12 protein-coding genes are annotated in these 12,806 nt (G+C 67.6%); 7 read left to right on the top strand and 5 right to left on the bottom strand.

Annotated elements, in window-relative coordinates; genetic code table 11:
* Window positions 1-3: 3 nt before the first annotated feature.
* Genes thyX through QXK92_RS08720 form a run of 3 tightly spaced genes read left to right on the top strand, consistent with a single transcriptional unit; the run spans window position 4 to window position 3,390 of the window.
* Window positions 4-756, top strand: coding sequence for an FAD-dependent thymidylate synthase (gene thyX / locus QXK92_RS08730; RefSeq protein WP_133447631.1), 753 nt, complete (start codon window positions 4-6; stop codon window positions 754-756).
* Between the two features lie 47 nt (window positions 757-803).
* Entirely contained in the window at window positions 804-1,706 is a 903-nt protein-coding gene (gene dapA / locus QXK92_RS08725; RefSeq protein ID WP_306241259.1) for a 4-hydroxy-tetrahydrodipicolinate synthase, read from the top strand.
* Between the two features lie 7 nt (window positions 1,707-1,713).
* On the top strand, window positions 1,714-3,390 hold the full coding sequence (locus QXK92_RS08720) for a ribonuclease J (RefSeq protein ID WP_306241258.1): 1,677 nt from the start codon (window positions 1,714-1,716) through the stop codon (window positions 3,388-3,390).
* A gap of 83 nt (window positions 3,391-3,473) precedes the next feature.
* Here the strand turns inward: QXK92_RS08720 and QXK92_RS08715 are convergent, their stop codons facing one another.
* The 4 genes from QXK92_RS08715 to QXK92_RS08700 all read right to left on the bottom strand — a co-directional run bounded on the left by QXK92_RS08715 (window position 3,474) and on the right by QXK92_RS08700 (window position 7,523).
* The gene (locus QXK92_RS08715; protein ID WP_306241257.1) at window positions 3,474-4,346 is read right to left on the bottom strand and encodes an SAM-dependent methyltransferase; all 873 of its coding nucleotides are present in this window, start codon (window positions 4,344-4,346) and stop codon (window positions 3,474-3,476) included.
* A 3-nt stretch (window positions 4,347-4,349) separates the two neighbouring features.
* Window positions 4,350-5,171, bottom strand: a complete 822-nt coding sequence (locus tag QXK92_RS08710) for a mycofactocin-coupled SDR family oxidoreductase (protein ID WP_306244284.1) — start codon at window positions 5,169-5,171, stop codon at window positions 4,350-4,352.
* Window positions 5,168-5,482, bottom strand: coding sequence for a putative quinol monooxygenase (locus tag QXK92_RS08705; RefSeq protein WP_306241256.1), 315 nt, complete (start codon window positions 5,480-5,482; stop codon window positions 5,168-5,170). Before QXK92_RS08705 ends, QXK92_RS08710 begins: the two co-directional genes overlap by 4 nt.
* A gap of 91 nt (window positions 5,483-5,573) precedes the next feature.
* Entirely contained in the window at window positions 5,574-7,523 is a 1,950-nt protein-coding gene (locus QXK92_RS08700) for a SpoIIE family protein phosphatase (RefSeq protein ID WP_306241255.1), read from the bottom strand.
* A 119-nt stretch (window positions 7,524-7,642) separates the two neighbouring features.
* Between QXK92_RS08700 and QXK92_RS08695 the strand changes: the two genes are divergently transcribed.
* Window positions 7,643-10,201 (top strand): DNA translocase FtsK, encoded by a 2,559-nt coding sequence (locus tag QXK92_RS08695; RefSeq protein ID WP_306241254.1) that lies wholly within the window; start codon window positions 7,643-7,645, stop codon window positions 10,199-10,201.
* A 76-nt stretch (window positions 10,202-10,277) separates the two neighbouring features.
* Here QXK92_RS08695 and QXK92_RS08690 read toward each other — a convergent pair whose 3' ends face one another.
* Window positions 10,278-10,802, bottom strand: coding sequence for an amino-acid N-acetyltransferase (locus tag QXK92_RS08690; protein ID WP_306241253.1), 525 nt, complete (start codon window positions 10,800-10,802; stop codon window positions 10,278-10,280).
* Window positions 10,803-10,860: 58 nt separating this feature from the next.
* Between QXK92_RS08690 and pgsA the strand changes: the two genes are divergently transcribed.
* The 3 genes from pgsA (at window position 10,861) to pspA (ending at window position 12,806) form a co-directional block, all read left to right on the top strand.
* Window positions 10,861-11,457 (top strand): CDP-diacylglycerol--glycerol-3-phosphate 3-phosphatidyltransferase, encoded by a 597-nt coding sequence (gene pgsA / locus QXK92_RS08685; protein WP_306241252.1) that lies wholly within the window; start codon window positions 10,861-10,863, stop codon window positions 11,455-11,457.
* A gap of 77 nt (window positions 11,458-11,534) precedes the next feature.
* Complete coding sequence (gene clgR / locus QXK92_RS08680; RefSeq protein WP_306241251.1) at window positions 11,535-11,849, top strand: transcriptional regulator ClgR; 315 nt, start codon at window positions 11,535-11,537, stop codon at window positions 11,847-11,849.
* A 135-nt stretch (window positions 11,850-11,984) separates the two neighbouring features.
* A complete protein-coding gene (gene pspA / locus QXK92_RS08675) occupies window positions 11,985-12,806 on the top strand; it encodes a phage shock protein PspA (protein ID WP_306241250.1) in 822 nt (273 codons plus the stop codon).

The raw sequence follows: 12,806 nt of genomic DNA, 5'->3' as shown, positions 1-12,806 counted from the left end.
GCCGTGGCCGAAACCGCGCCGCTGCGCGTGCAACTGATCGCCAAGACCGACTTCCTGTCGCCCCCGGACGTCCCCTGGACCACCGACGCCGACGGGGGTTCGGCGCTGGTCGAGTTCGCCGGCCGGGCCTGCTACCAGAGCTGGTCCAAGCCCAATCCCCGGACCGCGACCAACGCCGGCTACATCAGGCACATCATCGACGTCGGGCATTTTTCGGTGCTCGAGCACGCCAGCGTGTCGTTCTACATCACCGGCATCTCTCGGTCGTGCACCCACGAGCTGATCCGGCACCGGCATTTCTCCTACTCGCAGCTCTCCCAGCGCTACGTTCCGGAGCACGACTCCCAGGTGGTGCTGCCGCCCGGCATCGAGGACGATCCGGAGCTGCGCGAGATCCTGACCGCCGCCGCGGACGCCAGCCGCGCCACCTACATCGAGCTGCTGGCCAAGCTGGAGGCCAAGTTCGCCGACCAACCCAACGCGGTATTGCGTCGCAAGCAGGCCCGCCAGGCCGCCCGCGCGGTGCTGCCGAACGCCACCGAGACCCGCATCGTCGTCACCGGGAACTACCGGGCCTGGCGGCACTTCATCGCGATGCGGGCCAGCGAGCACGCCGACATCGAGATTCGGCGGCTGGCCATCGCGTGCCTGCGCCAGCTGGTCGACGTCGCACCCGCGGTGTTCGCCGACTTCGAGGTCTCCACGCTCGCCGACGGCAGTGAGGTCGCAACCAGCCCGCTCGCGACCGAAGCCTGAGCCCGCGGTGCTATGAACCTCGCCGTAGCCAGGTAATCTGGGGAACCGTGAGCACCGTCGGATTCGATGCCCCAGCGCGGCTGGGAACCCTGCTGACCGCGATGGTGACACCATTCGACGCCGACGGCGCTCTGGACACCGCCGCCGCGGCGAGGGTGGCCAGCCACCTGGTGGACCAGGGATGCGACGGTCTGGTCGTCTCGGGAACCACGGGTGAGTCGCCGACCACCACCGACGACGAGAAGCGCGAACTCCTGCGAGTGGTCCTGGAGGCCGTGGGGGACCGGGCGCGGATCATCGCCGGCGCCGGCACCTACGACACCGCACACAGCATCAAGTTGGCCAAGGCGGCGGCAGCCGAGGGTGCACACGGACTGCTGGTGGTCACCCCGTACTACTCACGGCCGCCGCAGACCGGGCTGATCGCGCACTTCACCGCCGTCGCCGACGCAACCGACCTGCCGGTGCTGCTCTACGACATCCCGCCGCGCTCGGTGGTGCCGATCGAATTCGACACACTGCGAACGCTGGCGGCACATCCCAACATCGTCGGCGTCAAGGACGCGAAGGCCGACCTGCACGGCGCGGGTCAGATCATCGCCGAGACCGGCCTGGCCTACTACTCCGGCGACGACGCGTTGAATCTGCCGTGGCTCGCCATGGGCGCCACCGGTTTCATCAGCGTGATCTCCCACCTGGCGGCGGGTCAGCTGCGTGAGTTGTTGTCCGCCTTTCATTCCGGTGACGTGGCGACAGCCCGCAAAATCAATCTCTCGGTGGGGCCCCTGTGCAACGCGATGAGCCGGCTGGGCGGAGTGACGCTGTCCAAGGCAGGCCTGCGGCTGCAGGGCATCGACGCCGGCGACCCGCGGTTGCCGCAGGTGCCGGCGACACCGGAGCAACTCGACGCACTGGCGGCCGATATGCGCGCCGCCTCTGTTCTACGGTGATCTGACGTTGTACGAGGAGCTCGCACCGCCCGGTCCATTGACCGCGGGCGGGTTGCGGGTCACCGCGCTCGGCGGGATCAGCGAAATCGGCCGCAATATGACGGTTTTCGAGCATCTGGGCCGACTGCTGATCATCGACTGCGGCGTGATGTTCCCCACCCACGACGAACCCGGCGTCGATCTGATCCTGCCCGATCTGCGCCATATCGAGGACCGGCTGGACGACATCGAGGCGCTGGTCCTCACCCACGCCCACGAGGACCACATCGGCGCGATCCCGTTCCTGCTCAAGCTGCGGCCCGACATCCCGGTCGTCGGCTCCAAGTTCACCCTCGCGCTGGTCGCCGCCAAGTGCCGCGAGCACCGCATCAAGCCGGTGTTCGTCGAGGTCAAAGAGGGGCAGAGCAGCCGGCACGGAGTGTTCGAGTGTGAGTACTTCGCGGTCAACCATTCCATCCCCGACGCGCTGGCCATCGCCGTCTACACCGGTGCCGGCACCGTGCTGCACACCGGCGACATCAAACTCGACCAACTGCCGCTCGACGGCCGTCCCACCGACCTGCCGGGGATGTCGCGGCTCGGCGACGCAGGTGTGGACCTCTTCCTGTGCGACTCCACCAACGCCGAGCATCCGGGTGTCGGGCCGTCGGAGAGCGAGATCGGCCCGACACTGCACCGGCTGATCCGCGGTGCCGACGGACGCGTCATCGTGGCGTGTTTCGCCTCCAACGTCGACCGTGTCCAGCAGATCATCGACGCCGCAGTGGCATTGGGCCGGCGGGTGTCGTTCGTCGGGCGGTCGATGGTGCGCAACATGGGCATTGCCCGCGAGCTCGGCTTTCTGAAGGTAGCCGACTCCGACCTGATCGACATCGCCGCGGCCGAGGAGATGCCGGCCAACCGGGTGGTGTTGGTCACCACCGGAACTCAGGGCGAGCCGATGGCCGCGTTGTCGCGGATGTCCCGCGGCGAGCACCGCAGCATCACCCTGACCGCCGGTGACCTCATCGTGCTGTCGTCGTCGCTGATCCCGGGCAACGAGGAAGCGGTTTACGGTGTCATCGACGCACTGGCCAAGATCGGCGCCCGCGTTGTCACCAACGCCCAAGCGCGAGTTCACGTTTCGGGTCATGCCTACGCCGGCGAACTGCTGTTCCTCTACAACGGGGTACGCCCGCGCCACGTCATGCCGGTGCACGGCACCTGGCGGCACCTGCGGGCCAACGCCAAGCTGGCCGCCAGCACCGGGGTGCCGGAGGAGTCGATCATGTTGGCGGAGAACGGCGTCAGCGTCGACCTGGTCGCCGGGAAGGCCAGCATCGCCGGAGCGGTACCGGTCGGCAAGATGTTCGTCGACGGCCTGATCACCGGCGACGTCGGCGAAATCACGCTGGGGGAGCGGCTCATTCTGTCCTCGGGCTTCGTCGCCGTCACCGTGGTGGTGCACCGGGGCACCGGTAAGCCGGTGACCACCCCGCACCTGCATTCCCGGGGCTTCTCCGAGGACCCCAAGGCGCTGGAACCCGTCGTGCGCAAGGTCGAGGCAGAGCTGGAATCGTTGGCGGCCAACAACGTCACCGATCCGATCCGCATCGCTCAGAGCGTGCGGCGCACCGTCGGTAAATGGGTGGGCGAGACATACCGCCGGCAGCCGATGATCGTGCCGACGATCCTCGAGGTGTAAACGGCCCCGCGAGTGTGAAGTTCACGACGCGACACGCCGCTGAGGCGTCGTAGATTCCACGCTCGACGGGGTGGCAGACACCGCTAGACCTTCTCGGCGTAGGCCGACCATTCGATCTGGGATGCAGGCAACGTGCGGCCGGTGGGCCTGACGTAGCGCTCGACGAGTTCGTCCGGCCCGACCTGTTCCACCAGTCGCCAGCCGTACTCCTCGAGGAAGGCCGCGACCTCGTCGGGCAGCAGGCCGAAATGCCACAGCCGGCGGCGTCCCCGCACCGAGCGGTACAGCGCGCGGGAGCCATAGCGATTCGTGCCGTCGATGAAGTCGCGACGGACGTAGCTGAACACCAGTCGACTGCCCGGCGCGGTCGGCCGCAGACCCTGCAACGTCGCGCGGACGGCGTCCTCGGTGAGGTACTGCGTGACACCCTCCCAGATGAAGAACGTCCGGTAGTCGGGCCGGTAGCCGTGCTCGGCCAGTGCGGTCAACAGGTCGTCGCGCTCAAAGTTCAACGCCACCAACCGAACCGAGAGCGGCAGCTCACCCAGCACCTTGCGGACAGTCCTGGCCTTGCGGGCGATGTTGACCGGCAGGTCCACCTCGAAGACCGGTCTGCGGATCTGGCGGGTCAACCGGTAGGCGCGGGTGTCCAGGCCCGCGCCGAGTATCGCCACCGCGTCGATGTCCTCAAGAGCGTCCGCGAGCTTGTCGCCGATGAACTGTTTGCGGCAGGCCAGATTGGCCCATAATCCCGGGCCGGTCCGCTCCGATGCGCCGATCAGCGCCCGCCGAAACACCGTCGCGCGGGTAGCGGCGGCGAGCCAGCGCAGCGGCAACGGCAGGAAAAGCTCCGCGAGGTCGTCGTCCACCAGCCTGCGGCCGGCCGGTTCGTTCTGCTCGACCGCGGCCAACAGCATCGGTCCGAACGCGGTTCCGGCAGCGGGGTTTCGGGCCACGAGCTACCGCTTGTTCACTGAGCCCGCGTCGACCGGCAACGTGACTCCGGTGATGTAGCGGGCCTGGTCGGACACCAGCCACGCCACCGCATTGGCGATGTCCTCCGCCTGCAGAATCTGCACTGGCAGTGCGTTGCTCATGCCGGGTGCCCGACCGCTCTTGCTGACCAGATCGGTCAGCCACTGGCGGATGAACTCGTTGTTGATCATCGGTGTGTCGACTCCGGAGGGGTGCACCGAGTTAACCCGAATATCGTGCGGTGCAAGCAGATTGGCGTACAGTCGCATCAGTCCGACCAGACCGTGCTTGGCGGCGGTATAGCCGATCGAGCCGGCGTCTGCGCTGCCCACACCCGCCAGGCCCGCGGCCGAACTGATCAGCACGATCGAGCCGCCCTCGCCCTGCTCGATCATGGTCGGCGTCGAGACGTCCACGGTGTGGTAGGCGCCGGTCAGGTTGACGTCGATGACGTCGCGCCAGCCGTCGGCCGACTGCATGGGGGCGATCCCGGCATTGGCGATCACGATGTCGAGCCGGCCGAACTCGTCGAGGCCCGCCTGCAACGCAGCCTCCAGCGAAGCGCGGTCCCGGACGTCACCCTGTCGGGCGACGATGCGCCCCCCGGCGTCCTCCACGAGTTTGACGGTCTGTGCCAGGTCCTCTGCGGTGCCGAGCGGGTAGGGCACGCTGTCGATCCGGTCGCACAGGTCGACGGCGATCACGTTCGCGCCGTCAGTGGCCAACCGGACCGCATAGGCGCGTCCCTGACCACGCGCGGCGCCGGTGATGAAGGCCGTCTTGCCTTCCAGGGGCCGGGCCATCAGGCGCGCAATTGCCCTTTGTCGGCATCGCCGGCCGGAACCGGGGCCAGCATCTTGATGTCCGGCGCCCCGGCCAGGTGCTCGCCGACGGCACCGAACATCTTGCCGATCGCGGGCGCCGTGCTGTGGGTCTTGAGCGCCTCCTCGTCGGCCCACTGCTCCACGAAGACGAAGGTCTCGCCCGTCTGGTGCAGCGAATACAGCTGGCAGCCCGGCTCGCCGTGCACTTCTTCGACCGCGGTGGTGAGGATGTCGCGGACGGTGTCGACCGATTCGGGCTTGACGGTCAGTGTGGCGACGACGACGACGGGCATGCTGGGGCCTCCTGGCGACTTTGGCGGGCGGGTTCGAGCACTGTGGCCACCCTACTCACACCGCTATCGCACGACGGTTTCAGCCGTCGCCTTACTCCGTGGTGCGCTCCAGGCCCACCAGATCGAGCACGACGGCCGCCGGAGTGCCCGAAGCGGCCACCAGAGTGAACGGCCGCTGGTGGGCGGCCAGCTGCTCGCGGGTCATGAACAGCGCCCGCACACCTCTGCTCGTCAGCATCGTGACCTGGTCCAGCAGCACGGTCAGCCCGACGGTGCCGCCCTGGGCGGCGTCGGAGAGGTCAGCGTTGAACCGGTCGGCGGTCAGCGCATCCACGGCGCCGGTCACCGTCAGCGTCGCTTTGCCGGGTTCGTCGTTGCGCTCGGCGCGGTAAGTAGGCGGCGCAGGCGACGGGCTGCTCCCGAAGCTTCCGGAGGCGACCAGCGCGGGCCGAGATACCTTGTGGCGCAGCGTCAGTACCGTGCCTTTCCCGGCCGGCCGGGGCGCGCCGTCATGTTTGATCGTCACCTCGTCCAGGAGCCGTTCCATCATCGCCAAACCACGCCCGCGGCCGATGTCGGCGATTCCGGGCGTACGCCACTGCCCGTCGTCGCCGACGCACACTTCGGCCACCCCGCCGGAACGCAGAACGCCCGAGATACGCAACGGTCCGGGTGCGCAGTCGGGATAGGCGTGTACCGCGACGTTGGCGACCGCTTCGTTAACGGCCAGCTCTATCGCCAGCGTGGCCTCGTCGCTGATGTCGAGCGCGGCCAGCCACGTTCGGATCCCGTCGACCGCTTCGGTGATGCCGTGATCGTCGGCGATGGTGGACACGGCCAGCTCGGGCGGGGGTGCGGCGACAAGCTGTGCCGCCAGCGTGGTTACATCATCGTCATAGCCTGTGCGCGTGAGTAATTCGACGGTCAGCTGGCACGCACGAGCTGCCGGTGAAACCGCCGCGCCGGTGGGCAGCACCCGGTTCGCCACCGCGTCGGCCGCCACTTGCGCCACCTCCGCATAACCGTCTGCCATGGTTCTGCCCGGGCGCTCGATGAGTCCGTCGGAGTACAGCAGGACCACATCGCCGGCCTTGAGCGATCTCCGGATGACCGCATGGTGATGCCCGACTCCCAGTGGGGCGCTTCCGCTTTGGTGTAGAAACCGGGTGTTGCCGTCCGCCCCGACAACGACGGGGGGCGGGTGCCCGCACAGGCAGAACTCCATGTCCGCGGTCCGCGGGTCGATCACGACGATGGCGACGGTCGCGGCCCGCAGCGGTCGCTTCTGTGCGGCGAACGCGTCGACCTGGGCGATGGCAGAGCCGAGGTCCGCAGCCGTGGTCACCGCCAGTTCGAGCGCGGCGCGAAGTTGTCCCATGGCCGCCGACGCCGCCACGCCATGCCCCACTACGTCCCCGACCACCAGTGCCATGCGGCCGTCGTCCAGCGGTAGCGCGTCGAACCAGTCCCCGCCGGCGGCCTGGTCGCGCGAGGCGGTCAGGTAGCGGGCAGCGAGGTCGATATGCGGGACGACCGGCAGCTCGATGGGCAGCAGTGCCCGCTGCAGTTCGTCGACGACATCGCGGGTCGCCTCGTAGCGGCGTTGGGCCTCGGCGGCCTGCCGCCCAGCGAGCTCACGCTCCATCACCTGGTCGGTGACGTCGATCGCGTACGCGAGCACCCATTCCCGGTTGTCGGTATGTGGTGCGACGACGAAACTGAGCCAGCGTTCCTCGACCCGATTGGACGCCGGGTGCTCCCACTGGACTCGCCACTCCCGTCCGACTTCGGTGCGGCCGGTGGAGTAGACCCGCTCGATCACCGGGTTCATCAGCTGACCGTCCAGTTCGGGGAACACCTCGGAGACGGTGCATCCGATCACGTCGTCTCGGCCTGCGACGTAGCGGAACGCGGCGTTCGCCGCGATCAGGCGCAGCTCCGGCCCCTGCCAGCAACACGCCATGACGTCCAACGCCTCGAATACCGACCGAACCACCGCCGGATCACCGACCCGGCTGTCGAGATGCCTATCTTCCAGCACCCCACCACAATGCACTCTCCGCAGCCTGCGCGGTAACGGGATGAGCAAGCCGGGATTAACGATCCGTTACCAGTGTGGCGGGTGGTGTTGATGTTATTGATGCGACTACGCTTGCGGGCATGGCCAGTAAGACCGCAGCCCGCTCCGGAACACGAACGAGCAGGTCAGGGGCCACTTCGCGGGCCGGGGCCGCAGGTGGGCGAGCAAGCGCGTCTCCCCGTGCACCCAAGAAGCGTCCGGGCAAGCCCGTCAAACGGGTCAGCAGGCCCGCCAAACGCCGCAATCAGTCGGTGCTCGTGCTGACCGGACGCGCGTGCGGACGGGCTGCTCGCGCCAGTTGGATGATGGCCGCCAGGGGGACCGGGAGCGCGGCGCGCTCGATCGGTCAGGCCCGCCACATCGAACCCGGACACCGCCGGGACGGGATCGCGCTGGCGTTGCTGGGCGTCGCCGTAATCGTTGCCGCCAGTTCATGGTTCGGCGCCGCCCGACCGGTGGGGGCGTGGGTGGATTCAGGTCTGCGCCTATTCGTCGGCTCAGGTGTTGTGCTGCTGCCGTTGGTTGCGGCCGCCGCGGCGATAGTGCTGATGCGCACGGAGCCCGACCCCGACGCGCGGCCGCGGCTGATCCTCGGCTCCAGCCTGATCGCACTGTCGTTTCTCGGCCTTCGCCACTTGTGGTCCGGATCGCCGGAGGACCCCGAATTACGCAAGCGCGCAGCGGGATTCATCGGCTTCGCGATCGGTGGGCCGCTCTCGGACGGCTTGACCGCGTGGATCGCGGCGCCCCTGTTGTTCATCTGTGCGTTGTTCGGGGTGTTGCTGCTGACCGGCATCACTATCCGCGAGGTGCCTGACGCCCTGCGAAACATGTTCGGCACCAGACTGTTCCAACGCGAATACGACGACTATGACGAATACGACGACTTCGCCGGTGACGACGCGGACACGGTCGAAGTCGCCCCCTCCGAGGACTTCTCGGACGGCTACTACGACGAGGCCCCGCTGCGCCCCGAGGACGAGCCGAAGCCCTGGCCCACGGCGGCGGACGCGGCGCTCGCCGAGCCCATCGCCGACGAGACGCCGACCGTTCCCGAGCCGCGGACCCGTCGGCGTGGAGCGAAGGCCGACAAAGCCGAAAAACAAGACACCCCAGTGCTCGACCGGGTGGTCGAAGGTCCCTACACACTGCCGCCGCTCGATCTGCTGGTGGCCGGTGAGCCGCCCAAGAAGCGCAGCGCCGCCAACACCCACATGGCCGGCGCCATCGGCGAGGTGCTCACCCAGTTCAAGGTCGACGCCGCGGTCACGGGCTGCACCCGCGGGCCGACGGTCACCCGCTACGAGGTGGAGCTCGGCCCCGGCGTCAAGGTGGAGAAGATCACCGCGCTGCAGAAGAACATCGCCTATGCGGTGGCCACCGAGAGCGTGCGGATGCTGGCCCCGATCCCGGGCAAGTCCGCCGTCGGCATCGAGGTGCCCAACACCGACCGCGAAATGGTGCGGTTGGCCGACGTGCTCACCGCGCCGTCGACCCGCCGGGACCACCACCCGCTGGTGATCGGGCTGGGCAAGGACATCGAAGGCGACTTCATCTCGGCCAACCTGGCCAAGATGCCGCACCTGCTGGTGGCGGGTTCCACCGGCTCGGGCAAGTCCAGCTTCGTCAACTCCATGCTGGTCTCGCTGCTGACCCGCGCCACCCCGGAAGAGGTCAGGATGATCCTGATCGACCCGAAGATGGTGGAACTGACGCCGTATGAAGGCATTCCGCACCTGATCACGCCGATCATCACCCAGCCGAAGAAGGCGGCGGCGGCGCTGGCCTGGCTGGTCGAGGAGATGGAACAGCGCTACCAGGACATGCAGGCGTCGCGGGTGCGGCACATCGACGACTTCAACGCCAAGGTGCGATCTGGCGAGATCACCGCGCCACTCGGCAGCCAGCGGGTGTACCGGCCCTATCCGTACGTCCTGGCGATCGTCGACGAGCTCGCCGACCTGATGATGACCGCGCCGCGCGACGTCGAGGACGCCATCGTGCGGATCACCCAGAAGGCGCGCGCCGCCGGCATCCACCTGGTGCTGGCCACCCAGCGCCCGTCGGTGGACGTGGTGACGGGGCTGATCAAGACCAACGTGCCGTCCCGGCTGGCGTTTGCGACGTCATCGCTGACCGACAGCCGCGTAATCCTGGACCAGGCCGGCGCGGAAAAGCTGATCGGAATGGGCGACGGCCTGTTCCTGCCGATGGGGGCCGGCAAGCCGATCCGGTTGCAGGGCGCCTACATCACCGACGAGGAGATCCAGGCCGTCGTCGCCGCCTGCAAGGACCAGGCCGAACCGGAATACACCGAGGGTGTCACCGCAGCCAAGCCCAGCGGTGAGCGCGCTGACGTCGATCCCGACATCGGCGACGACATGGACGTGTTCCTGCAGGCCGTCGAGTTGGTGGTGTCCAGCCAGTTCGGCTCGACCTCGATGCTGCAGCGCAAGCTGCGGGTGGGCTTCGCCAAGGCCGGCCGGTTGATGGACCTGATGGAGACCCGCGGCATCGTCGGGCCCAGCGAAGGCTCCAAGGCCCGCGAGGTGCTGGTCAAGCCGGATGAGCTGGCCGGCACCCTGGCGCTGATCCGGGGCGGCAGCGGCGCCGACGGCAGCGACCTCGACGAGGACTAGGCCCAACAGCGCGAGCAGACGCGAAATCGCGCTAAAACCGCCGGTTTTGCGTGATTTCGCGTCTGCTCGCGGGGGGCTACAGGACCAGCAGCATCCGGGAATTACCCAGAATGTTGGGCTTGACGTAGCTCAGATCCAGGAATTCGGCGACACCGATGTCGTACGAACGGCACATTTCCTCGAACACCTCGGCGGTCACCGGAGTGCCCTCGATCTCGGTGAACCCGTGCCTACCGAAGAACTCGGTCTCGAACGTCAACACGAACAGCCGCTCGAGTTCCAGCTCCCGGGCCACTTCTAGCAGCCGGTTCACGATCGCGTGGCCGACTCCGTGACCGGTCAGGTCCGGGTCGACGGCGACCGTGCGGATTTCGCCGAGGTCCGACCACAACACGTGCAGTGCGCCGCAGCCGACCACTTTCCCGGTCATGTCCGGGTCTTCAGCCACCCAGAATTCCTGGACGGACTCATAAAGCGTCACCAGATTCTTTTCCAGCAGAATCCTGCCGGCGTAGGTGTCCACCAGTTGTTTGATCGCAGGGACGTCAGACGTTCGCGCCCGCCGAACAACCGGCCGGTAATCCCGTCGATTCTCGGTCACGGGGCAACAGTATCGACATCACTGACCACATGAGCTGGCCAGCCGTTATTCTGAGGCCGTGTCGGGGCAACCGCAGGCGGGTCAGGCAGCGGGTCAGGCCCGTATCGCGAATCTGGCGAATGTCCTCACCCTGGTGCGGTTACTGCTGGTTCCGATCTTTCTTTACGCGCTGTTCTACGGCGACGGTCACCACACCTATGCGCGCGTCGTGGCGTGGGCGATCTTCGCGGTGGCCGTCATCACCGATCGCTTTGACGGCCAGCTCGCCCGCAACTACGGCATGGCGACCGAATTCGGCGCCTTCGTCGACCCGATCGCCGACAAGACGCTGATCGGAGCCGCCCTGATCGGGCTGTCCATGCTCGGTGACCTGCCGTGGTGGGTGACGGTGCTGATCATGACCCGCGAAGTGGCGATCACCGTGTTGCGGCTGGCTGTCATCCACCGCGGCGTCATTCCCGCCAGCTGGGGCGGCAAGCTCAAAACGGTGGTCCAGGCGGTGGCGATCGGGCTGTTCGTGCTGCCCCTGTCCGGGATTCTGCACACCGCGGCGGTGGTGGTGATGGGTCTGGCGATTGTTCTGACCGTGGTCACCGGCATCGACTACGTCGCGTCGACGGTCAGAGAAATTCGCCGAACCCAACACGACGCCTAGGGAACCATTGCGCCCACCGCCTGCGTTCACGTGAAGTCCCAGGAATTCTTGGGGATGACCAGACGAAGGGGAGCACGATGGCGTCACTAGTGCGTGAGGTGGTTGGCGACGTGCTGCGGGGGGCCCGGACGTCGCAGGGCCGGACGCTACGGGAGGTGTCCGATTCGGCGCGGGTGAGTCTCGGGTACTTGTCGGAGATCGAGCGCGGCCGCAAAGAACCGTCCAGCGAGCTGCTCACCGCGATCTGCGACGCCCTGCAGGTCCCGTTGTCGCAGGTACTGATCGACGCCGGCGAGCGGATGGCCCGCGAAGAGCGCACCAGCCGCGCTGCGTCCATCGATACCAGCATCAAGGTGGTCATCCCTCCGGTGGTCTCACTGGCCGTGGCGTGAGCGCCGCGGGTAGACCCGCGTCCACGAGATATGCACCATGGGTGGGGCGACGACGGCTGACCCACTAAATTGAGCGGCAGGGTAAGCGTTGCGGCCCATCCGGACCACAAGAAGAAGCGAAGGCGGAGCTAACTGATGGCCAATCCGTTCGTCAAAGCGTGGAAGTACCTCATGGCGCTGTTCAATTCCAAGATTGACGAGCACGCCGACCCGAAAGTGCAGATCCAGCAGGCCATCGAGGAGGCGCAGCGCACCCACCAGGCGTTGACCCAGCAGGCCGCGCAGGTGATCGGTAACCAGCGTCAGCTGGAGATGCGGCTCAACCGGCAGCTGGCCGACATCGAGAAGCTGCAGGTCAACGTTCGTCAGGCGCTCACCCTGGCCGACCAGGCCGTCGCCAGCGGGGACGCCGCCAAAGCCACCGAGTACAACAACGCCGCCGAGGCCTTCGCGGCCCAGCTGGTGACCGCCGAGCAGAGCGTCGAAGACCTCAAGACGCTGCACGACCAGGCTCTGCAGGCGGCCGGGCAGGCGAAGAAGGCCGTCGAGCGCAACGCGATGGTGCTGCAGCAGAAGATCGCCGAGCGCACCAAGCTGCTCAGCCAGCTCGAGCAGGCCAAGATGCAGGAGCAGGTCAGCGCGTCGCTGCGGTCGATGAGTGAGCTCGCCGCGCCGGGCAACACCCCCAGCCTGGACGAGGTGCGCGACAAGATCGAACGTCGTTACGCCAATGCGATCGGCTCCGCGGAGCTCGCGCAGAGCTCGGTGCAGGGCCGCATGCTCGAGGTCGAGCAGGCCGGGGTGCAGATGGCCGGTCATTCCCGCCTCGAGCAGATCCGCGCGTCGATGCGGGGCGAGGCACTGCCCGCCGGCGGCGCGGCCGCACCGGGCGTCACCCCGGCAACCCCGGCCACTGAGCCGGGCGGAGCCGTCCCCGATAAGCCGTTCGGTCAGTAG

Origin of the sequence: Mycobacterium sp. TY815, assembly GCF_030755135.1 — a bacterium.
In the GTDB taxonomy this organism is placed as follows: Bacteria; Actinomycetota; Actinomycetes; order Mycobacteriales; family Mycobacteriaceae; genus Mycobacterium.
Note: the sequence above shows the minus strand (reverse complement) of the source record. Positions and strands in the feature narration are given on the sequence as shown.

Bases quoted from the DNA above. Each gene is read 5' to 3' on its own strand.
- QXK92_RS08705 (WP_306241256.1), bottom strand. From the start codon at position 5,482: ATGCCCGTCGTCGTCGTCGCCACACTGACCGTCAAGCCCGAATCGGTC.
- QXK92_RS08695 (WP_306241254.1), top strand. From the start codon at position 7,643: ATGGCCAGTAAGACCGCAGCCCGCTCCGGAACACGAACGAGCAGGTCA.
- clgR (WP_306241251.1), top strand. From the start codon at position 11,535: ATGGCGTCACTAGTGCGTGAGGTGGTTGGCGACGTGCTGCGGGGGGCC.
- pspA (WP_306241250.1), top strand. From the start codon at position 11,985: ATGGCCAATCCGTTCGTCAAAGCGTGGAAGTACCTCATGGCGCTGTTC.